The sequence below is a fragment of the Kribbella speibonae genome, from assembly GCF_004331375.1.
In the GTDB taxonomy this organism is placed as follows: domain Bacteria; phylum Actinomycetota; class Actinomycetes; order Propionibacteriales; family Kribbellaceae; genus Kribbella; species Kribbella sindirgiensis.
In genome coordinates, this window is record NZ_SJKC01000014.1 from 1 (window position 1) to 1,334 (window position 1,334).

General features: G+C 69.0%; 1 protein-coding gene. It reads right to left on the reverse strand.

Translation table 11 applies throughout. The features are described from left to right. The coding region (locus E0H92_RS44590) for a N,N-dimethylformamidase beta subunit family domain-containing protein (protein ID WP_238173859.1) at positions 1-1,193 on the reverse strand (1,193 nt) is incomplete at its 3' end. Positions 1,194-1,334 lie beyond the last annotated feature (141 nt).

Consider the following 1,334-nt stretch of genomic DNA (forward strand, 5'->3'; position numbering starts at 1 on the left):
TCGGGGGAGGGGACCGTCCAGTTCGACGGGCAGCGGCCGACGAGGAAGCAGCCGTACGCGAAGGTCGAGCCGTTCAGGACGCGGGCGCCCGACGGGGCGGTGTACGCGGTGACGTGCATGGGCGCGGCGCGGCCGTTCGAGCGGCAAGCGCCCGTCCCGCTGGCGACTGTTGTCAGGCCGGGCTGCTTGTAGAGGTCGGGCCAGACGTAGTCGACCTCGCCGGCGATGAAGCCGGGCAGCGCCGTACCGTTGGCGACACCGTCGAAGATCCATCCGCCGCCGGTGGTCAGCGTGTTGCCCATCACCGGGCAGATGTAGTCCGCGCCCAGCAGCGGCTGGGACGCGTAGGCGTCACCCTGGTAGCGCCAGGTCGTGGAGTTGTAGCCGTCGGTGTACCGGTCGATGTCCCAGGCCCGCCGCGTCTCGTCGGTGAAGGTGATCACGCGGTACGCCGTGTTCGCGCCGAGGTTGGCGACGTTCACACCGCGGGCGATCGCCTGGCTGAGCGCGGCTCGCATCCGTAGCGAGTAGTACTCGTCGTGTCCGGGCAGGAACAGTGTTCCGGCTCGTGTCGGCAGCTGTCCGCCGTACTGGTCGAGGTCGTTGTCGGTCCAGTAGGTGACGTCGAGTCCCTTCGACTCGGCCCAGAACACCAGTCCCTGTTCGAGGGTGAGGTACTGCCCGGAACCCTGACCCTCGTTGTACGGCCGGTCGAACGTCAGCCGCCCGGAGCCGCCGTCGACTCCGCCGGTGTAAAAGCCCGATCCGCCGTAGCTGTTGTAAGCCTGCCAGGTCGTGGTCGCTTGCTGGATCAGCAGGTCGTGCTTGGTGCCGGTGTCGTCGCGGACCGTCAGCGGCGCGTACGTCGCGGCGGTGCCGTCGCTGATCTTGATCAGGTACGTTCCCGGCACCCAGTCCTTGTCCACGGGGATCGTGAGCGTCTTGGACCAGTGCGCGGCCGACGTCATCCGCAGCGGTTTGCCGTCGGCCGACGCGCCGCCGGTTGTCGGTGCGTCCTGAACGACAGTCGGTACGTCGTCCTGCCGCCAGACCTCTCGCGCGCCGAGTCCGGCGTAGTACCCCATCCGGTAGGCGACGACGCTGACCGGGTTGCCGGACGTGACCTTGAGGTCGACGGAGTCGCCGCAGCCGGCCGAGACCTGCGTTAGGTAGGCCGCGAGGGCCCCGTTCATGCTGGTCGGGATGACCCAGTCGCCGGTGCCCGGCTTCGCGTTCTCGGCGGTTGTCGTCGGCCAGGTGTCAGGGCATCCGGCAGGAGGTGCGGCAAAGCCCGCGGCAGCGACGGCGGGCATCTCGGCGGGTGGCGCGATGAA